At 43.0% G+C, this 20,146-nt stretch carries 12 protein-coding genes; 7 read left to right on the plus strand and 5 right to left on the minus strand.

The features are described from left to right. Positions 1 to 163 precede the first annotated feature (163 nt). Positions 164 to 4,570 (minus strand): PAS domain S-box protein, encoded by a 4,407-nt coding sequence (locus tag FBB35_RS16605; protein ID WP_174710572.1) that lies wholly within the window; start codon positions 4,568 to 4,570, stop codon positions 164 to 166. Between the two features lie 269 nt (positions 4,571 to 4,839). Continuing rightward, positions 4,840 to 5,274 (minus strand): hypothetical protein, encoded by a 435-nt coding sequence (locus tag FBB35_RS16610; RefSeq protein ID WP_174710573.1) that lies wholly within the window; start codon positions 5,272 to 5,274, stop codon positions 4,840 to 4,842. Between the two features lie 121 nt (positions 5,275 to 5,395). Between FBB35_RS16610 and FBB35_RS16615 the strand changes: the two genes are divergently transcribed. Together FBB35_RS16615 and FBB35_RS16620 are read left to right on the plus strand one after the other, a co-directional pair. Next, complete coding sequence (locus tag FBB35_RS16615; protein ID WP_174710574.1) at positions 5,396 to 7,249, plus strand: S8 family peptidase; 1,854 nt, start codon at positions 5,396 to 5,398, stop codon at positions 7,247 to 7,249. A 164-nt stretch (positions 7,250 to 7,413) separates the two neighbouring features. Beyond that, complete coding sequence (locus tag FBB35_RS16620; protein WP_114082657.1) at positions 7,414 to 7,638, plus strand: hypothetical protein; 225 nt, start codon at positions 7,414 to 7,416, stop codon at positions 7,636 to 7,638. Here FBB35_RS16620 and FBB35_RS16625 read toward each other — a convergent pair. Continuing rightward, positions 7,635 to 7,958 (minus strand): hypothetical protein, encoded by a 324-nt coding sequence (locus tag FBB35_RS16625; RefSeq protein WP_012409925.1) that lies wholly within the window; start codon positions 7,956 to 7,958, stop codon positions 7,635 to 7,637. The two genes, FBB35_RS16620 and FBB35_RS16625, sit on opposite strands and share 4 nt — an antisense overlap. A gap of 47 nt (positions 7,959 to 8,005) precedes the next feature. On the opposite strand from FBB35_RS16625, the gene FBB35_RS16630 reads away from it, so the two are divergent. Further along, positions 8,006 to 8,227 (plus strand): hypothetical protein, encoded by a 222-nt coding sequence (locus FBB35_RS16630; protein ID WP_174710575.1) that lies wholly within the window; start codon positions 8,006 to 8,008, stop codon positions 8,225 to 8,227. 1,604 nt (positions 8,228 to 9,831) lie between these two features. Beyond that, positions 9,832 to 12,336 carry a cell division protein HetF gene (gene hetF, locus FBB35_RS16635; protein ID WP_174710576.1) on the plus strand — a complete coding sequence of 835 codons (2,505 nt, stop codon included), beginning with the start codon at positions 9,832 to 9,834 and terminating at the stop codon, positions 12,334 to 12,336. Between the two features lie 133 nt (positions 12,337 to 12,469). On the opposite strand, the gene FBB35_RS16640 is transcribed toward hetF, so the two are convergent. After that, complete coding sequence (locus FBB35_RS16640) at positions 12,470 to 12,745, minus strand: hypothetical protein (protein ID WP_174710577.1); 276 nt, start codon at positions 12,743 to 12,745, stop codon at positions 12,470 to 12,472. A 46-nt stretch (positions 12,746 to 12,791) separates the two neighbouring features. Between FBB35_RS16640 and FBB35_RS16645 the strand changes: the two genes are divergently transcribed. Then, entirely contained in the window at positions 12,792 to 13,082 is a 291-nt protein-coding gene (locus tag FBB35_RS16645; RefSeq protein WP_174710578.1) for a hypothetical protein, read from the plus strand. A 98-nt stretch (positions 13,083 to 13,180) separates the two neighbouring features. On the opposite strand, the gene ahcY is transcribed toward FBB35_RS16645, so the two are convergent. Further along, positions 13,181 to 14,458: an adenosylhomocysteinase gene (ahcY, locus tag FBB35_RS16650; protein ID WP_174710579.1), complete on the minus strand. Its 1,278-nt coding sequence runs from the start codon at positions 14,456 to 14,458 to the stop codon at positions 13,181 to 13,183. A 446-nt stretch (positions 14,459 to 14,904) separates the two neighbouring features. Between ahcY and FBB35_RS16655 the strand changes: the two genes are divergently transcribed. Both FBB35_RS16655 and FBB35_RS16660 read left to right on the plus strand, forming a co-directional pair. Further along, positions 14,905 to 16,524 (plus strand): mechanosensitive ion channel family protein, encoded by a 1,620-nt coding sequence (locus tag FBB35_RS16655; RefSeq protein WP_174713672.1) that lies wholly within the window; start codon positions 14,905 to 14,907, stop codon positions 16,522 to 16,524. Positions 16,525 to 16,806: 282 nt separating this feature from the next. Further along, positions 16,807 to 20,124, plus strand: coding sequence for an efflux RND transporter permease subunit (locus FBB35_RS16660; RefSeq protein ID WP_174710580.1), 3,318 nt, complete (start codon positions 16,807 to 16,809; stop codon positions 20,122 to 20,124). Positions 20,125 to 20,146 lie beyond the last annotated feature (22 nt).

Here is a 20,146-nt window from a genome sequence, read left to right on the forward strand (position 1 = left end):
GATCTAAAAATTCATTTTTGGATCAATTTAAGAACAACATAAAAAACAACACTATACATGAGCATTAGCCAAATACTTAAGTTTCCAAGTCAGTGAGGTACAAAATGCATGACTCAAAATCAAATCAGATATAGAAATGTTTCTATCTCCTGCCTAATTCCTTCTAAGTCCGTCCAACAAGGCTAGCTACTACTGTAGCTAACTCAGCCGCTTCAATAGGTTTGGGTAAATGTAGCTGATAACCTTCTTGTATAGCTCGCATCCGATCTTCTGCCCTAGCATAAGCTGTCAATGCTGCTGCGGGAATATTTCCTCCTTGTTCTGGTGGTTGCGATCGCAGTTTGCGGATCAAAGAGTAACCATCCTCATTGGGCATACCAATGTCACTAACTAAAACATCTGGTTTCCATTGTGCAATTACCTGCAATGCTTCTTGAACTGATGCTACTGCTTTAACTTCGGCTTGGCACTGTTCAAGAACTGTGGTGATAAATTCACGACTATCGGTTTGGTCATCTACAACCACTACCCGCACACCAAGGAGGGAGACGAAGTGAAGAGGAGAACAGGGAACGGGGAGAGGCTGCGAGACTGTAAATAGATGACTTTTCAAAAGTGGCAACTTGACTATAAACGTTGCTCCTTGCTCTTTACCTGGACTATCTACGTGAACAGTACCACCATGTAATTCGACTAAATGACGCACGATCGCTAATCCTAGTCCTAATCCACCGTATGATCTAGTGTTAGAACTATCAGCTTGACGAAAGCGATCAAAGACGTAAGGGAGAAAATCAGGGCTAATACCAATGCCTGTGTCAATCACCTGAATTTGGGCATATTTCTCTGTTATGTGTTGTTTTTCTTCGCTAGTTACCACTGACAATTGCAACTCTACCTGTCCACCTGTGGGTGTAAATTTGATGGCATTAGATAACAGATTCCAGATTATTTGTTGCAAACGCTCGAAATCACCGGAAACTAGGAATTGGGAATTTTCGCCAATCGTGCTGTCTTTTGAACGTTGATTGCTTTGGGATTGTGCTTCTCTTGATTCTAGATTTTCGTGATTGATTTCTAATCTCAAATCGGAATCTGGCGCGATTGTTGCCACGGGGAGTATCCTCGGTGACGCATTTCGTGTCTCTTTTGAGGGAATGATGGAAAATTTTAAATCGATTTCCTTAGATTGGGCGGCTAGGCTAACAGTCTTTAGGCTCGACTCAATCATCGGAACCAAATTACAAGTACGGACATTGAGGCGTAACTTGCCTCTAATCATCCGCGATATATCTAGTAAGTCTTCAATTAGCTGGGTTTGCGCTTTGGCATTACGCTCAATTGTCTCCGTAGCCTTAGCCATTTGGCTTTCACTCAGCTTGCTTCGTTGCAGGAGTTGTGCCCAGCCCAAAATTGCATTGAGGGGCGATCGCAATTCGTGAGACAATATTCCCAGAAATTCATCTTTCATGCGGTTCGCCTCTTGCAACTGCTCAGTTTGTTTTTGCAAAGAAGCAATTAAACTAGCACGTTCCATTGCGATCGCTATTTGGTCACATACTGCTTGCATCATCCCCTTTTGATTCTCGGTAAAGCTTAACCGAGTGCGGCTGCCAAAAGAAAGAGTACCTAACAACCGCCCTTGGGCAATCAACGGATAACTATAATAAGCAGTAATACCTAAAGAACGAATCAATTCTGTTTTTGGATCAGTTGATTGCTGCACATTTTCTAAAGCTATTGCACAACATTCTTGGGCTACAGTACCGCAAACCGCTTCACCCAATCCCAACGACTCGATTTCCTTGGCCACTTCTTGGGAAATACCACTGTAAGACCCTAACTGCATTACTTGAGAGTTATCCTCAACCAAATAGTTCAAATAAACTTCTATTCCAATTTGCTCTCTTAGTTTTCGGTAGACGCTATCGATTAATAGTAATGGTTCTTGGCTTGAGAGTAAATCGTTGGCTGTGTCAAATAGTAGCTTTAGTCTTTTGTAACCTAACGAGAGTGCTTTTTCTGCCTGTTTGAGGTTGCTAATCTCTTGGAACACTAAGATACAGGTAGCCGGATGACCGTGCATCGCTGGCAAGGTATCAGCAAATATCAGTAGAGAGCGCACACCAGAGGGAGTGTGCCAATCTACTTCTAATCCATTGAGACGTTCACCAAGTGCAACCCGCACTCCTGGCATTTGTTCATTGGGAATGCGATCACCAGCTGCATCTGTATAGTGGTAAACTGTATGATAATCTTCAGCTGGTACACCTTTAGGAAATTTGCCCCCAGCTAATTCATTAGCAGAGCGATTGGCAAAAGTTACCCGCGCCGTTCCTGGTTCGATAAAAAGCAAGGGTCTTGGCATCAGATTTAATACATCCTCCAGCCATTTTTGCTGATTTAGAAGTATTTCTTCTGCCTGCTTGCGCTCCGTAATATCTAAAAATGCACCAACGCTTCCTCTAGTTTTACCCTCTTCATCAAACAGAGGTGCAACATACTCCAACAGGTTGACAATTTTGCCATTTTCATGGACTACTTCAAGTTCACAATCCACAACTTCGACACCATGAGCAGCAGAGTATTGCATTGGCAGTTCCTCTTCTGACAGTTCCCTTCCCTCTCGGTAGATTTTAAAGCTTGTGGATTTTTCATCATTAGGAACACTGAGAGAGGCATTTGTAGTTGACGATATCCCCAACTGCTTGGCAAAAGCAGGGTTTACCTTGATATTTTGGCATAGTGGATCTTCGGCAATGCCAATTCCAATGGGAATTACCTCTAACAAAGTTTGTAACTCAGTAATGCGGCGCTGTAGATCCTTGTTTAGTTGTAAGATTTTTTCTTTAGCTTGTTTTTGTTCGCTGATGTTACGAGTCACAGTTGCTAAGGCAATTGGCTGACCTGTGTTGTTGTCTGTAACAGTGAAGATATTGTAATCAACTGGTATTGGTTTTCCTGTTTGGAGATGCCGAAAGCAGAATTCTCCCTGCCAGCGCCCTTCTGATAGTACAGTCGGCAGTATATATTTTTGAAAATAGGTTTTGTCTTTGGGCATGAAGTAATCTAATACTACTTTTTGCCTCACTTCATCAAGGCTAGCAAGTCCTACCAGTTTTTGACCTGCATCATTTATATAGAGTAATTGACCCTCAAGGGTGGCGATGCCAATAAAGTCAGAGCTATTTTCTACCAGCGATACTAATTTTTGTTGCTCTGCTTCTGCAAGCTTACGTTCGCTCAAGTCGAGGATAAATGCTACTGACTCTTCCCGTTTTTCTCCTAACAACACGTAACCAACTAAAACTGGGATGCGGCTACCATCCTTGCGAATATATTCTTTCTCGTAGGGCGTACAAGTAGCGTTAGTGTTTCCTTGTGCTTCAGCGACACCTCGCAGATCCAAGTATAGATACTCTGGTGGTGTGATATTGCTCCAACTTAACCTACCCTCTGACAAATCTTCCTGGGTATAACCAATCATCCTGAGAAATTCGTCGTTTGCCTCCTGGATACCGCCATACACATCGCCAAACAGAATACCAATAACGTTAGAATCTACGAAACTCCCCAGTTTATCCTGGTAGGTTCTTAGTGCTTCCTGAGCAAGATCGCGTTGATGGCTAAGGCGTTCAATAACCCTGGCACTTTGCCAAATCAAAATAGTAAAAATGACAATTAAGATGATCGCAAACACCGATACTGCAAAAGCCGGATCGTATTGTCCTGCGCGTTGACCTTCAACAATTACCCACCCTAATATAAAAGGTACTGCGATCGCGGCAACCAATAAACGACGTGCCAGTAAGCCACCATAAGTATCACTTGTAACTACCCTCATTAACCCCTGTTCTGCCCGCGCCCACAGAATACCTATACTTAGCAAAATGAACAACACCGCTGTATGTAAAGCCATCGATGTTGTATAAGGGGCAAGTCCGTAAAGAACTTTCACTTTGTAGGCATAGCCCATGAGTGCCTGAAAGGAAATTAAAGTAGCGATCAGAGCGATAATCTGAGCAGACCAATAACTACGGTGGTTTTTAGGATTAATCAGAATCTGTAGGGCAACGCTGACTAGTATAAAGTTGAATGCTGTATTTACCCCCATTCGCCCCGGATAAAATGTCGTCATACTAGTTGGCGAATCAAGGAACAGCACCTCGTCAATGCCCAGATTCCAGCCGAACAGATATTCACACAGTGTAAGTGCAGCAATTGTGGTGACAGCTATTGCACAGACCCTTGAAATTACCAGAGTAGGGAAGTTGAGAAGTTGAAAGGTCGAAGAGTCAGGGTAGTTTTGAATTGTTCTTTTCCCTTGATTTTCTGCCTTTAAAAACAGCAAAAATGATAAACCAGACAGCACAAAACACAACGCTGTATTGACTTTCATCGTGGCGGGACTACCAGGGAAGCCGCGCTTGAGAACTTCAATTCCCAGCCACCAGCCAATTAGCACCAAGCTACCAACCAAGATGGGTATTACACTTGCGACTTTTGCCACAAGTGAATTTCTCGGGATTTTGAATATATCTTGCAGCCGCAAGCGGTTAACCTTTAACATTTAGTGTTCTCTAACCGCATCTATCTAGCGTAGTAAAGTTCCGTATTCCTTACGGTTTAATCATCTATATCTTTGTATTTTATGCTACCCCTTGACTTACTTTTCATCTACCCAGATGCATATTTTTTATTGAATAATTTAGAGTAAGAATTAATAATTCAAAAAACAACTTTTGTGAGTATTTCAGAATTGCAGGCTATGTCGTTTACACGATCTAACTTTCTGTACAGAAACAGCCGTATAATCGAGAACTTGTAGCTTCAATATAACTACTTGTTTGGTTCTGTTCGCAAGTCTTGTAATAGCACTTGTAAAAACTTTCCCCATTCCGCCGCCAAAGGGATTTCGGTAAATGGAACACGCACCGATTTATTAGATTCGCAAAAGAGAAATTCTAGCTCTATAGAACGCCCTTTCAGCGGTATGTTATTCACATCTACTGATTTATCATCTACGAGAAAGTTGATTTGCTTAATATCAAGCAAAGAGAATGTTTCTAGTTTAATAGGCCCTTGAGGTGTGGGTTTTCCCCAAGTGAGATTATTGTCTTTTTGACCTAATACAGCATAAATATCGTACTTAGCCCGTTCAAATTGTTCTGCCCAAGCGCGATAGGCTTCAACTTTTTGATACTCCTTCGAGCCTTGCCAAGCCAACCAGAAAAACATTACTAATAACGGCAACCACAAAAGACCACGTTCCATCGTTTCAAAAAGTCCTGAGTAATGAAGTGAGACTTGTAACTAAAAGTGCAAAATCCACCAACAAAGGATGGAGATAAGTTATGGTAGTGAGAAAACTGGCAAAAAGCGGTGATGAGTTAATATGAGAAAGCTTATATTATTGTGCTTGTTTGTCATTGGGCTGGGAGCTGCCATATTTGGTTTCCTGAATTTCCAGGGAATGGCAGTTAAAGGAGAGTTTGAGACGATTTTGCTTGATTTTCGGGAAGATATTCCATCAGATGTGGTACAACAGAATCTCCAAGCGATCGCCAAACAATACAACGTTACACCCCAATTAGACAACAAGTTTTCAGAAAAAGATCATGTGTATATTGTCAAAGGCGATCGCCAGCGACTCCAAGAACTGAAAAAATCTCAGTTTGCCCAAGCTACAGAATTCATTGAGCCAAATTACATATATACAAAGATTCCACAACCAGGTGAAAAAGCTTGGTTAGGAGAATTTTTGAGACCCCAAGAAAATGATGATGAGACAAGCCCATCATTAACTGGCCCCAATGACCAATATTACAGCAAGCAGTGGAACTTGCACAAAATCGGCATAGAAGGTGCGTGGAGCCAAACCAAAGGCAGTGGCATTACAGTTGCGGTAATTGACACCGGGATTACTAAGGTGCGCGACTTATATGAAACAAAATTCGTCAAAGGCTATGATTTTGTTAACGACCGAGAAGAAGCCAAAGACGATAACGGCCACGGTACCCATGTTGCCGGAACTATTGCTCAAGCCACAAATAACAAATATGGCGTAGCCGGAATTGCTTATGAAGCCAGTCTGATGCCCTTAAAGGTACTCAGTTCTTATGGCGGCGGTACAGTTGCCGATATTGCCGAAGCGATTAAATTTGCTGCTGATAAAGGCGCAGATGTGATTAATATGAGCTTGGGTGGTGGCGGTGAAAGCAAGTTGATGAAAGAAGCGATCGAGTATGCCCATAGAAAAGGTGTAGTTATCATTGCCGCAGCCGGGAATGAAAATACCAATGGCGCAAGCTATCCAGCCCGATATCCTTATGTAATCGGCGTTTCGGCAATTGGCCCAGATGGCGAAAGAGCGCCTTATTCTAACTTTGGTGCTGGGGTAGATATCTCGGCTCCTGGTGGTAGTGAAGCTGGTAAGATTCTCCAAGAAACTATCGACGAAAATGGCGAAGGAGTATTTCTTGGCTTCCAGGGTACAAGCATGGCTTCTCCCCACGTTGCAGGCGTTGCAGCATTAATTAAAGCTGCTGGTATCAAAGAACCAGATGAAGTTTTAAAAGTCCTCAAGCAGTCAGCGCGAGTTATCCAAGATGATGGTTTGAACTATTATGGCGCTGGACAACTCAATGCAGAAGCAGCAGTCAGACTAGCTTTTGGAGGACAAATCAGTTTTCCAGATTTCTTTCGGTGGTTACGCGATAACGGCTATCTTAACCCTGGCTTTTGGATTGATGGTGGTGCAGTGGCACTATTACCCAAGATTTTAATGGTAGTTGGCTCTTATCTACTGGCTTGGTTTTTACGGGTTTACTTCCCCTTCTCTTGGAGTTGGTCTTTATCTAGTGGACTAATCGCTGGCAGTTCCGGCTTATTCTTCCTCAAGGGAATCTATATTTTTGATCTTCCCCAATGGCCTTTCCGGATTTTGGGCAGTTCAATTCCCGAACTAGGTAATACCCTCCAGGGAACTGATGCGTTGAATCCCCTATTTGCCAGTGTACTGATTCCCATTTTGTTAATGGCATTGCTGCTGGGAAATCCTAGTTGGAAATGGTTTGCCATTGGTTCAACATTAGGTATAGCAGCCTGCTTGACAGTAAGTGCATTTTTAGATCCAGCTGTTTGGGGTTTGGGAAGTGGCAACATATCACGCCTCTTCCTCATCGTTAATGCCCTAATCTGCTATGGACTGGCTCGTTTAGCATTGAAAAACGAAGAAAAGATCGCATAAATAGGGAATTGGGAATTGGGAATTGGGAATTGGGCATGGGAAAGAATTCTTAATAACTCCTAACTCTTAACTCTTAACTCTTAACTCCCTACTGCCGACTCTCCCACTCAGCACGGGCTAAACGCCCCGCTATCGCTAACAGCACTCACAACTCAGCACTGTTTATGAGCATTACACTTACAGGTACAATCGAACGCCGTGATATAGGCACAGGCGCATGGGCGTTGGTTACAGAAGAGGGCGTTACTTACGAAATCCTTAAAGGAGCTGACAAAAGCTTACTCAAAGCCGGACAAAAAGCAAAAGTAAAAGGACAGGTGCGTGAAGATATCATGACTATTGCCATGATTGGCCCTGTCCTAGAGGTCAAATCTTTTGAAGTAATTTAGTTCTGATTACCTGTAGAATCCAGAACCTCTTGCAGACGGCTTCTAAATTCCCCTTTGGGATGACCTCCTTTTACTTCACCCACAATCTGAAATTCCCCTTCTGGAGAATTGCAGATGATGTAAGTAGGCCATCCCATTTCTGATTTATCGGGATACTGAGTTAATAAAATCTTGCGATACTTGCGGTAAGCAGTCGTATCCTGCATTTTCACATCAATAAATTCTAAACCCAGTTCTTCAGCCACCTTTTTGTCGTAAAAAGACATTTTATGGCAGATGCCGCACTCTTCTGAAGAGAACTTAATTACAGCTAAACTCATGGGTTGGCGACTCTTTGATTCTAAGCAAAGTTTTTTAGCATAATGCCATGAAATATTACCATATAGCTGGTTATTGGTGTCAACTTAAAGCTAAAACCCTTATCCAGTATCTTTTCTTGCGTCCTTACTTCTATGTTTTTTGGGAAGAAGATCCTTCAGGACTGCATTCCCAGGTTGAACATGGAAACAAGAAAGATATAAATGTAGTTGGCAAGGAAGCTCTGATTCGGAAGCTGAAAGCAGTGATTGCTGGCAGACAAAATAATTAAACGCCAAAATATAGAAAAAAAATTAAGAATATGATTAAATATCATAGCAATCATTTTGATGTGGCATCTTTAGCTGACAATAAAAAGAAAGGAATTCAGGAATTGAGTGAGCAAGTTATGCTATATCCTATGAGCAGTAACAACAAGAGTGGTGGTGCATTCTAGTTACATCAGCAGAAAATGGTAGAGCAGTATCTTAAGACAAGCCGCTACGTGTCTACACAAAAAACCCCCGATGAGCGTTAGCCAATCAGGGGAGTTAGTTATCAGGGTGCATCTACCAATTAAATGTTCTTAGGTTTAACACCATATTCCGGATAAATTTGGACAAAGGCTAGTTATTTTTTAAAATAAAAAACCCCCGATGAGCGTTAGCCAATCAGGGGAGTTAGTTATCAGGGTGCATCTACCAATTAAATGTTCTTAGGTTTAACACCATATTCCGGATAAATTTGGACAAAGGCTAATTATTTTTAAAATAAAAAACCCCCAGATGATGTTAATCTACTAGGGGAGTTAATTATCAGGGTGCATCTACCATTAATGTTTTCTAGGGGCAGCGAGTATCTTCCGGGGAAAATGGCAGAAATCAGGGTTGACGGCCATGTCTAGGAAGGGCCACGCCTACTTAACTAGAAAAAAGCCCCCAGTGGGTGTTAGCCAACCAGGGGAGTGAGTTATCAGGGTGCATCTATTGATCATCTTTTCTAAAGTAAATGGGTAGCTACCGGATAAAATAGCAGAGGTTGAAGTTATTGTTGTTTGCTCACCAGAAAAAAACCTCAAAGTTGTTAAGCAACCAGAGGAGTTAGTTATCAGATATTGGTTTCAAGTGAAGCTAAAGTCTTTCAGAATCTCGTTGATCTGTAAATGATACTCATAGGGCTACTGGCGCAAATTCAGAAGGTGCTAGCCTATATCAGGATTAAAAGAGATTCTTAAAGAGCAATCTGCCGGATAAATTGACGCTCACCAGAGAAAATCCTCGATGGGTGTTAGCCAACTAGGGGAGCTAGTTATCAGGGTGAATCTACCAATTAAATAACCAGTGCATTGCCTTAAAAATTTGATGCGTCAGAAATGATTGCTGCTAAATTCCTTCATAAAAAAACCCCCAGTGGGTGTTAGCCAACCAGGGGAGCTAGTTATCAGGGTGCATCTACCAATTAAGTGTTCTAGGTTTAGCCACCATGCTCCGGATAAATTTATTAGAAAAGCGTGTCAACGAAACTCTAGTAGATATTAACTGAATTAGGGGAGTTAAAAATCAAGGGACATCTATCTAGTAATCAAGTATTCTAGGATTAAGCACTATTTTTTGGTAAAGAATATCTGCGTTAAAAGTTGCTGTTGTTTGCCAAAATTGAAAAAAACCCCTAGTAGGTGTTAGCCAACTAGGGGAGTTGAAGATCAAGGTGCATCTACCAATTAAGTGTTCTAGATCCAAGTAATCCGATCCGGATAAAGTTGTAAAGGCAGAAAAAGCAAAACAACACCGAATCAGAAACATTCAGGGGTGGGATACATCTAAGTTATCAGAGGGAGCAAATCGACTTGAAACTTTCGCGTTTCAAACCAGATTTAGGAGGCAGACAGGAGAAGTTGTGACCCAGGAATTTCACATTTCCGTAACCCCAGTAGGGCAAAATGACTACTTGGTGCGGACGGAACAAGTCGCGCCTGGGGTACCATTGGCAGAAGAATTGGTGACTTGGCCTGTAGCTGATTGGTTAATAGCTGCTGGGCATTTGATGAATGACCCGTTGAAGTCGGTGTTGCAGGGAGATCCATTTACCTCTGGTGGGCACGAAAGCAATATCGCCAGGAACTCTGTTAACTTGGTGGCGTTGGGTCAACAATTTTATAACGCCTTGTTTCAAGGCACTCTCAGAGATAGTTGGATTACCGCCCAAGGTATCGCCCAGAATCACCAGCAAGTACTACGCTTACGCTTGGGGCTAAAGGACACTAGGTTAGCTCGTCTACCTTGGGAAGTGATGCACGCAGGCGATCGCCCTCTGGCTACTGGGCCTTATGTGGCTTTTTCTCGCTTCCAAAGTGGCATTTTGGGGGGTTCTCCTTTGCGATCGCGCAATACTTTCATAACACGAGAACAAGGTAGTGTGAAAGTATTGATGGTAATTGCTTCTCCCTCAGATCAAGCCCGTCTTGACTTACAGAAACAGGAAGCGATTAAATTGCAAGCGGAACTTCACCGTCAAACATCACGACTTGCTGAAGGTAACAATCGGTTCCCAGAAATTGAACTCACTGTCTTAGACCAACCAGGACGCGAAGAACTGACGCAAGCCCTAGAACAAGGCAGATACCAAGTTCTCCACTACTCTGGTCATAGTAACTTAGGCGGCAATGGCGGAGAAATTTATCTTGTTAGTCGCAGAACTGGCTTAACGGAAATCTTGAGTGGAGACGACCTGGCAGGTCTGCTCGTCAACAATAATATTCAAATGGCAGTGTTTAATTCCTGCTTGGGGGCGTACACAGCTGCATCTGATCCTTCTGGAGATACGGGTGAACGTAATCTGGCAGAAAGTCTGGTGAAACGCGGAATTAGAAGCGTTTTGGCTATGTCAGAACGCATTCCTGATGAAGTGGCATTGACACTCACACAATTGTTTTACCGCAACTTGAGTCAGGGATATCCAGTAGATTTGTGCGTTAGTCGGGTACGCCAAGGATTAATTTCTGCTTATGGTTCTCACCAGATGTACTGGGCATTACCAATTTTATATCTCCAGCCAGAATCTGACGGTTTTCTCAGTGAAGAAATTGAGGTATCCGAAAATACAGACTTGCGGGATCAGTATAGTTCACCTTTAGGAATAACTTCCACAATGTACTCTGCGATCGCAGATGATAGCGATATGCCTTTAGGAATGGAAGAAATGATTCCTGCTGGTTTGGCGCGTGACTCTTCTGGGTTAGACTGGCTGGGTGAGGATACTTGGGGCGATCTTGTTGATGAAATTGAGTATGATGACCCAAGTTATGAAGAAGATTCTGCGATAGTTTCGGATTTGTTTCGTCAGCTAGATAACCAAAAAGCTACAACTGAACCGGATCAACAAATTCTAGAAAATAATTTTCAGCAAAGCCAGATTTCAGAAGAGATGACTTCTCCAGAAGAAGAAGGAGATTTGTGGGGAGAAATCCCGGCACCGCCCCCTCCAATTACTGGTAAATTTCAAGGAAACCAGCAAAATTCTGAGTTTTCGCGTAGGCATAGCCCAACCCAGGCATCACAATCACCCTCACCAAGACATCGTACCCAACGCCGCAAGTTGTGGCCAATTGTGGGTATTGTAGGAATCAGTGCCTTAGTAGCTGCGATCGCTTTAAATTGGTGGTGGCAAAATCGATCCCAGGTGGCAACTCTGCCAAACATCCCAGCAATTTCCACCGATTCTTTACCTATCCAAAAACAGCAAAATATCGATTTAGAAACAGCAGCCACTGGAATTGTCACCACTAGCGCTACGCAAAAATTGAGTCAGGGAGATTTACAAGGTGGATTGTTGGCTGTAGAAGAATTACTCAATCGTGGCGCACTCGCTGCGGCGGAAACTGCCCTTAAACTTGTTCCAAATAAGCAAGTTGACGATCCATCTGTTAATTTTTATAAGGGACGATTAGCTTGGCAGTCTATCGGGACTGGAGACAATAACTATAGCGTCGATGATGCCCGCCGTTACTGGGAAACTGCTGCCAAAGCTAAACCAGAATCGCTTTTGTATAATAACGCTTTAGGATTTGCCTACTACGCAGAAGGCAATCTAAATCGAGCCAATGACTCTTGGTTCAAGGCTTTGAATTTAGCTCTCAAAGAACAAAATACAGATTCAAAGACAGCAGTTCCTGAAGATGCTTTAACTTCTTATGCTGGTTTAGCTCTTGGACTGTATAAATCTGCACTTAGTCAATCTAGTGGTAAGCAGACACAGTATCTTAATGAAGCGATCAAGTTGCGGCAAATGGTTCTCAACTCTGATTCAGTAAATTTCCAGGTTGATAAATTAGCTAAAAATTGGCTGTGGACAGAAAAGGCGATTGAAGATTGGCGATCGCTCCTTCAGGAAAAAGGTGAATAACAGTAAGATGTTGTGGTGGTGCGATCGCTTGTGGCTCTGAATGAAAAAAATTTACCATTCAAGTTTCTAGTAAAACAAGCTGGTATTTAGGCAGAGAATTTTACTTTTCAGTCTGATTAATATCACCATATTCTCAAGCATCTATGAAGCCCTTCGCGGCTGCTATGACAATGCTAACAGCAGGATGATCAACTGCTTTTTCCAGAGCTTCTGATCCTGCTTCTTTCAGGGCATTGACAACTCGATCTTTCAATTTTGGCTTTTGTTCTATTTCCTCTACTGCTTTAACGCCAACCATCGCAGTACTAGAATATTCCTGTGAGAGTTGATCTAAAAGTTCTTTAATATCTTTTGCAGCTTGTGCCAAGTTTTGCGAGTTATTGATTTGAGTGCCGATTTTATCACGCATAACTTTATCGCCACCAACGTTATCCCCAGAGCCATATTGATTTTTAGTGCAAACAATTGGTATTTCTGATAGTCAATTTTGTTTAATTAAATCTCATTATTCTAAATTAAAATTACTAGAAAGATTTCGGAACCGTTCACCAGAAGCATTATCAGAAACACAATCTAGTATTAAAACACACATAAAAGCAAAATCCATTGAACGGGTGAGACAATTTTTATTAGAAGAAGCTCAACGTTTAAGGGATAGATTTTCCAACAATCACTGGAAAGTAGTATTGCATGAGGGAATGGCAAACAGTTCTAAGTTTATTGAAGATTGTTGCTTAACTCAATAATTAAGTATATCTGACTGGAAGATGAGTAATTGATATTTTACAAATAAAGAAGGGATAAGCAAAACGCCTATCCCTTAAAAAATCAACTAATCAATGTATCAAGTTCCACTTGTCCAAGAGTTGATGTACTCAATTTGATCTGCTGTTAAGCTATCAATTGTGATACCAATAGCCTGCAACTTCAAACGAGCAATTTCTTGATCGACTTCAACAGGAATTGAGTGCAGACCAGGGGCTAACTTACCCTTATTCTTCACCAGGAATTCACAAGCCAAAGCTTGGTTGGCAAAACTCATATCCATTACTGCGCTGGGGTGTCCTTCAGCCGCAGCTAGGTTAATCAAGCGTCCTTGTCCGAGAACGACTACTGATTTACCATTTTTCAACTTGTACTCTTCGGTGAAAGGACGAACTTCTTTGATTTCTTTAGCTTGTGCAACCAAGTATTTCAAATCAAGTTCCAAGTCAAAGTGACCGGAGTTACAAACGATCGCACCGTCTTTCATGACATCGAAGTGTTCGCCGCGAACGACGTGCTTGTTACCAGTCACAGTGATAAATATATCACCTTGGGGTGCAGCTTCAGCCATTGGCAGGACACGGAAGCCATCCATTACGGCTTCAATTGCCTTGATGGGATCGATTTCGGTGACGATGACGTTAGCACCCATCCCACGGGCGCGGAGGGCTGTACCTTTACCACACCAGCCATAACCGACAACAACAACGTTTTTACCAGCCAACAAAATATTGGTGGCGCGGATAATGCCATCTAGGGTTGATTGCCCAGTACCATAGCGATTATCAAAGAAGTGCTTGGTGTCAGCGTCGTTGACGTTAACTGCGGGGAAGGTGAGAACGCCTTCTCTAAACATGGCGCGTAAACGCACGATACCGGTGGTGGTTTCTTCGGTGCTACCAATCAAATCAGCGATTTGGTGTTGGCGTTCTTGTACCAAAGTTGCAACCACATCGCTACCGTCATCAACAATAATGTTGGGGCGATGATCTAAAGCTATTTGGACGTGGCGGTTATAAGTTGCGTTATCTTCGCCTTTTTGAGCAAAGACGGGAATTTCATGATCGGCGACGAGGCTAGCTGCTACGTCATCTTGAGTTGATAAGGGGTTACTAGCAATTAAAAGCGCGTCTGCACCACCGGCTTTCAGAGCGATCGCCAAATGTGCTGTTTCTGTTGTAATGTGGGCGCAAGCTACAAGGCGTAAACCAGCGAATGGCTTTTCGATCGCAAAGCGATCGCGAATTTGCTTCAAAACTGGCATTTCGCGTCCAGCCCATTCAATGCGCTGTCTTCCCAAGGCAGCTAGGCCGAGGTCTTTAACCTCGTGCTTTAATCGGGGAGAAGTTGCGGTCATCAAAAGTTACCTCAAAAAATTAAAAAAGTTACGTAAATTTTACGCACTCTACTAGGTTATTGTACAACTTGCGATTTTGGCTTGAAAGAAAGCAAATCACTTGTCAATAGTCCTGAAAACTAGCTTGACGTTTGACTACCCTAATGTCAACTTCATCGCCAGGTTCTTTCTTTTTGTTTTATCTTTGGTAAGAGTAAGACTCTTCTAAGCTTTACTTGCTGATTCTAAGTACATTGTCATCTATCTAAAGATAGAGGGCAAATAAAACAACATCGAACTTTCATTATCTAAACAGAAAATCTCAACTTTAGATAAGTACATTTACTCAAAGTAATTGTGGAGGATGGTTATAGAAGTAGTCAATAGTCAATTGTTTTCAAGGAGGTGTTTGAGTGCGTTTTCAATTTTTGGCGTTGGCTTTGCCCGCCGTAGGCATCGCTAGTTCAATGGCCATAGCCGTTGTACCTATAGCAAAAGCCACAGCCCAGATTCCATTTTTACCTCAATTACAAGCTCCCAGCAGTGTCAGTAGTGATTCAAAGGATCGGCTTGTCACAGGCTGGATTTATTTAGATGGTCGGCGGTTATTTCAGATCGCAGCATCAAAAGCCAACTTTCCTGAGCGTTCAGAAGATATCCAAAAGAAGTTGGAGAAAATTAGCCAAAATTACATTCAATCACCAGCAAAAACAGCAGTCAAAGTAGAAGTTCGTAAAGTAAACGACTTACCAGTAATTTATGTCAACGATCAATACCTGATGACGATCACTTCTGAGGATGCTGGATTGCGAGAGGTAGATATATCGACATCGGCAAATCAAATCGCGGAATCGTTACAAGAAGACTTGCAACAAGCAAAGCAAGAAAGACAAACTCAATTTTTAATCAACCAAGGTAAAATTGCTGCGGGTACGGGACTGGCAATGATTATCATGAGTTGGGGGATATATAGTTGGCAGCGCCGTTCCAAAAAAGATTCACTACAGCCCATTGCCTCCCAACCTCTTAGATGGCCCCTAAACTCCCCAATTTCTCCAGCAGCAGCTCAACCAATTACAACACAACTAAATCAACAGCAACATCGGCATATCCAAGAAGTCAAAAGACGATTGTTTCAGCTAACTCAAGCTGGAATTTGGGGTGGTGGAAGTTTCTTTATCTTGGGTCTATTTCCCTACACACGACCATTTCAGCTAGGGATTCTCACAGCTGCTCAATTTCCTTTGCGATTAGGTGTTGTGTTGCTGGTAACTTACGTAGCGATCCGTCTCATCTACGCCCTCATTGACCGCTTCACCACCACTCTAATTAGCAGTGGTGCTTTATTGACTCCAGAAAGTTCTGAACGGCTGCAACTGCGAGTTTCCACATTTTCTGGCGTGACTAAAAGCATCGCTACTGGTATCTGCGTAGGAGTAGGCTTTTTGCTAGCGCTGGTGTCATTGGGGATAGATATCGTTCCCTTGTTAGCGGGTGCGAGTTTGATTGGTGTTGCATTGTCTCTGGCCTCGCAAAACCTAATTAAAGATGCAATTAACGGTTTTCTAATTATCCTAGAAGACCAGTATGCTTTAGGCGATGTGATTAATGTGGGAGACGTAGGAGGCTTAGTAGAAAATCTGAATTTGCGGATGACCCAACTGCGGGATTCTGAAGGGCGCTTGATCACCATTCCCAATAGTGAAATTAAAATTGTTGCCAATCTGTCCAGTCGTTGGTCACGAGCCGATTTAACGGTTCCCATTGCCTACCAAGCCGATACAGAACACGCTTTGAATTTGATTGAAACAGTTGCTTTCGAGATGAATCAAGAAATGCAATGGCAGCGTCAAATTTTGGAACCGCCCCAAGTTTTGGGAATAGATCAGTTTGGCGATCGCGGTTTGATTATTCGTGTATGGTTTAAAACACAGCCCCTGAAGCAATGGGATGTAGCACGAGAGTTTCGCCGTCGCCTGAAAGTCGCCCTAGACAAAGCCGGAATTTCTATTTCTGTACCTCAACAAGCGATTTGGGTCAATGACGATCAGTTGTTAAATTTTCAAGATAATGGCAAATCTCATTAGAAATTTGGATTCGTTACCGCATTTTCCAGTTGATTAGACCAAATTATGACCAGAAGAGGCGGGGGAGCAGGGGGCAGGGGAGCAGGGGAGCAGGGGGGACAAGGGGGAATTATTGAACTAAGTCTCTCCCTTGTCTCCCCCCTCTTCCTTGTCTACCTTGTCTCTTCTTCATGCCCCATGCCAAATGCCCAATGCCTAATATCTAACACTAAACCTTAATAAATTCTTATATTAATAAAAAGCTACTCTGTCCGTAACCAGAATTAAACTGTTCCTGGATTTATGTTTGTCAACACCTTCATCAAACGTCCAGTCTTAACCACAGTCTGTACGTTTATCATCTTGCTGCTGGGAAGCATCTGTATTCCCATCCTGCCAATTTCTCAGCTACCGGATCTCGCTCCGGTGCAAATCACCGTTAGCTCTAACAATATTGGTGCTGATGCTCAAACAACAGAAAGCAGTGTCACCAACATTATCGAGCGACAAATTAATGGTGTTAAAGATGTATCTTATATATCTTCTAACACGGGTAATGATGGTTCCAGCAATATAACTGTCTCCTTCCCAACTAATGTTAATAGCGATATTGCTCAAGTAAACGTTCAAAATAAAGAAGCACTTGCTTCACCTCAATTGCCAGATACTGTTCAAAGAACAGGTGTCACAGTTGAAACGGCATCAAGCAGTCTCCTTCTGGTTTATGGGTTTTACTCAGAAAATAATGAGTATGACAACATTTTTATCAGTAATTATGTCGATCTTTATATTCTCGATCAAATCAAACGACTTCCTGGTGTAGGAAGTGCCAGAGTTTTTGGGGAACGCAAATATGCCATGCGTCTTTGGCTCGATCCCAACAAGCTGGCCCAACATCAACTAACTCCTCAAGATGTGACAACTGCCCTGCAACAACAAAATATTCAGGTGGGTGCAGGGGCGATTGGTAAGGAACCAGCACCAGACAATCAAAGCTTTGAATTTGCTTTACGGGCAACCAGTCGATTTAAAGATGCGGCTGAATTTGAGGATATGGTGCTGAAGGTGAGTCAAGGTGGTACTAATAGTACTAGCAATAGCACTACGAATAGCACCCTAGTTAAAGTCAGAGATGTCGGTCGAGTTGAACTAGGAGCAGAAAACTATCTTGCTGATGCCAAATTTACCATTCCAGGAAATGCTCCCAAAGCAGCCGTGGGTTTGGGGATATATCAACTTCCGGGTAGTAATGCCTTAGACGTTGCTCATGCTGTTGAAGAGCAGATCGTAGCGCTGGAGAAGAGTTTTCCACCTGGACTAAAAGCACAGTTGGCATTTGATACTACGCCATTTGTGGAAATTTCTTTAGAAGAAGTTCTGCACACTTTGGTTGAGGCGATTATCCTGGTGGTCTTGGTAATTTTCGTCTTTCTGCAAGATTGGCGTACCACGATCATTCCCACTGTTGCGATCCCCGTTTCCCTGATTGGGACATGTGCGGCTCTCTTGGTTTTAGGTTTTCAGATTAATACACTGACCTTATTTGGTTTCGTTTTAGCGATCGGGATCGTTGTTGATGATGCCATTATTGTAGTGGAGGCAGTTGCAGTCAAACTGGAGCAGGGCATGAGGCCCTTTGAGGCGGCTGTCGAAGCGATGAAGGAGTTGACTGGGGCAATCATTGCCACTTCACTTGTACTCATGGCGGTATTCATTCCCGTTGCATTCATTCCAGGCACTACAGGGATTGTCTACAAACAATTTGCGTTAACCGTTGCTTGCTCCATTGCCATTTCCACCTTCAATGCCTTAACATTCTCTCCAAGTATGGCAGCCATCCTCATGCGTCCTGCTCAGACTGCACGGGGCCCTTTAGGTTGGTTCTTTACGCAATTTAATCGGGGATTTTCTTGGTTCACACGGCGATATGTCGGGTTTGTTAGCTACCTTACCCATGTCAAACCGATTGTAATTGGGGTTTTCATCACTGGTTTAGTAGCAACGGTTTTAATGTACAGAGCAGTTCCTACCGGGTTTATTCCAGAGGAAGATCAGGGTTACTTCTTTGTAATTGTCCAAGGGCCAGATGGGGTTTCTTTGAAGTACACCGAATCTGTTATGGATCGGGTTGTCAAAGAAGTAACATCGGCTCCCGAAGTTAGAGCTAGTTTTATGATCAGTGGCTTTGGTTTTGATGGCAATGCTTCTAATTTAGGTATTGCCTTTGCTAATCTGAAACCCTGGAAAGAAAGAGCTAAAGAATCTGAGTCTGTCTATGGCATACTTCAGAGGCTGAACAAAAAGCTCTCGGCAATTACAGAAGCTAGAGCGATCGCAGTGAATGCTCCTCCGGTTCGAGGGTTAAGTAGTACAGGTGGTTTTGAGTTTATCATTCAAGACCGAACTGGAAGTGCGCCGATTGAAACCCTGGTTGAGACTGCTCAAAAATTTATTGCAGCCGCAAATAAAAAGCCTGTTTTACAACGAGTTTTCACTCAGTTCACCGCAGACACTCCCCAATTTGACATTCAGGTAAACCGCAACCAAGCCAAAGCTCTCAATGTGGAGATTAACGACATCTTTGGAGCGTTGCAAACTTACTTGGGGTCGCAATATGTAAATAACTTTGTCCAAGGACAGCGACAGTATCGAGTATACGTCCAAGCAGATGGGGTTTTTCGCTCTAATCCAGATGATATTGGCAAACTCTATGTTCGCTCTGCAAATGGGGCGATGATTCCGTTGAGCAGTTTGGTGAAAGTTACTCCCTTTGTGGGGCCAAAAACCGTCTCTCATTACAACTTGTACCGATCAATCAAAGTCCAGGGCGCTCCTGCTCCCGGTTCTAGTTCTGGAGAGGCGATTAAAGCGATGGAGCAAGTAGCAGCAGAGGTCTTACCTCAAGGATTTGGTTATGAGTGGACAGGGACTTATCTCCAGGAGAAGACATCAGGGGGAGCTACGGGCTTGATTTTTGCCTTAGCGATCGTTATTGTCTTTCTGGTGTTGGCGGCTCAGTATGAAAGCTATGTTGACCCAATCATTATTTTGCTGACAGTTCCCCTAGCAGTTTTGGGAGCGATGACGGCGATTTGGCTACGTTCCAATATTTTCATGGCAGGTAGTCTCTTCCCCAAAGTAGTGGATGATATTTATTGCCAAGTGGGTCTAGTAACTTTGATTGGTCTAGCTGCCAAAAACGCGATTTTAGTCGTGGAATTTGCCAATCAACTTCATGAGCAAGGTATGAGCTACACAAGGGCGGCGGTGAAAGCGGGACAAGAACGTCTGCGACCCATCTTAATGACTTCTTTTGCAGCGCTGTTAGGATTTTTGCCCTTGGTGATCTCTCAAGGGGCTGGAGCCAGTAGCCGTTGGTCTTTAGGAACAGCGCTCTTTGGAGGGTTGATGCTTTCAACGTTCTTGAGTTTGTTCTTGGTGCCAATTTTGTATATCTTAGTCAAGACCCTAGCTCAAGCTATATTTTCTCGGAAGCGATCAGGTGGCTCAAAACCTCCAGATTATCCTAATGAAGCTTCAGGATCTGAACATAAGGCTTTACCTGCTGGCTCAAGTCAGCCAGAGACACAATTTAGGTCTCAGCAGGACGGGATAACCTGATTTTTACTATACTTCCCAACTC

It is taken from the genome of Nostoc sp. TCL240-02, assembly GCF_013343235.1.
Lineage (GTDB): Bacteria > Cyanobacteriota > Cyanobacteriia > Cyanobacteriales > Nostocaceae > Nostoc.

Excerpts from the sequence above, each read along its gene's own strand:
- FBB35_RS16605 (WP_174710572.1), bottom strand. The coding sequence starts at position 4,570 with ATGTTAAAGGTTAACCGCTTGCGGCTGCAAGATATATTCAAAATCCCG.
- FBB35_RS16610 (WP_174710573.1), bottom strand. The coding sequence starts at position 5,274 with ATGGAACGTGGTCTTTTGTGGTTGCCGTTATTAGTAATGTTTTTCTGG.
- FBB35_RS16615 (WP_174710574.1), top strand. The coding sequence starts at position 5,396 with ATGAGAAAGCTTATATTATTGTGCTTGTTTGTCATTGGGCTGGGAGCT.
- FBB35_RS16620 (WP_114082657.1), top strand. The coding sequence starts at position 7,414 with ATGAGCATTACACTTACAGGTACAATCGAACGCCGTGATATAGGCACA.
- FBB35_RS16625 (WP_012409925.1), bottom strand. The coding sequence starts at position 7,958 with ATGAGTTTAGCTGTAATTAAGTTCTCTTCAGAAGAGTGCGGCATCTGC.
- FBB35_RS16630 (WP_174710575.1), top strand. The coding sequence starts at position 8,006 with ATGAAATATTACCATATAGCTGGTTATTGGTGTCAACTTAAAGCTAAA.
- FBB35_RS16640 (WP_174710577.1), bottom strand. The coding sequence starts at position 12,745 with ATGCGTGATAAAATCGGCACTCAAATCAATAACTCGCAAAACTTGGCA.
- ahcY (WP_174710579.1), bottom strand. The coding sequence starts at position 14,458 with ATGACCGCAACTTCTCCCCGATTAAAGCACGAGGTTAAAGACCTCGGC.
- FBB35_RS16655 (WP_174713672.1), top strand. The coding sequence starts at position 14,905 with ATGGCCATAGCCGTTGTACCTATAGCAAAAGCCACAGCCCAGATTCCA.
- FBB35_RS16660 (WP_174710580.1), top strand. The coding sequence starts at position 16,807 with ATGTTTGTCAACACCTTCATCAAACGTCCAGTCTTAACCACAGTCTGT.